The 611-nt window shown below is 45.7% G+C and carries 1 protein-coding gene; it reads left to right on the forward strand.

Annotated features, from left to right (window positions below):
* Window positions 1–611, forward strand: a 611-nt coding sequence (locus HP456_RS24700; protein WP_172255921.1) for a hypothetical protein, incomplete at both ends; no start/stop codon positions are given.

Raw genomic sequence — 611 nt, forward strand, 5'->3', positions numbered from 1 at the left:
ATATTTTACGGATATGAGTTATTGATGTTCTTTGTGCTGGTCACGTTCAGTACCTGGAAGAGATACCGTATCGCCTGGAATATTCACTATTACCTGCTTTACTTCACACTGTTTTTCTTTGCGGTATTCGGAGCCGGCGCGATAACATTCACCATTTTCATCCCCTTTGCGATCCAGCATGCCTATATCCTGCTGTTAATCGTCTTGAAACGGGATGAACGGGTAAGCGCGGAAATGATTCCGGCAGTCGTTTCGGGAAGCTTCATCCTTCTCGGGTTGCTGAGTGATATTTATGCAGGAATCCCGCTATATTATTACGCCATCTTTGCAGCTGTTTACATCGGGGTTTCACTTATGGAGCCTGCTGAGAAGAAGCATACAAAGGATGTACTCCTCGTATTGGGGTTCATGCACATCCTGTTATTCATCTTCGGTTGGATCGATTATGAGTGGACATTTATCCTGGTTGCACTTCAGGCAGTGGCATTATGCTGGCTTGCCGGAAGAAGGAAGAGTTATATCAGTCTTGCGGGATCGATCATACTCATCCTGTATTCACTGCTGGGCATCGGTTTCGGACCTTCTTATGATTTTCTGAACGTTGAGCTGCC

It is taken from the genome of Bacillus haikouensis, from assembly GCF_013179555.1.
Taxonomy (GTDB): Bacteria; Bacillota; Bacilli; order Bacillales; family Bacillaceae_B; genus Rossellomorea; species Rossellomorea haikouensis_A.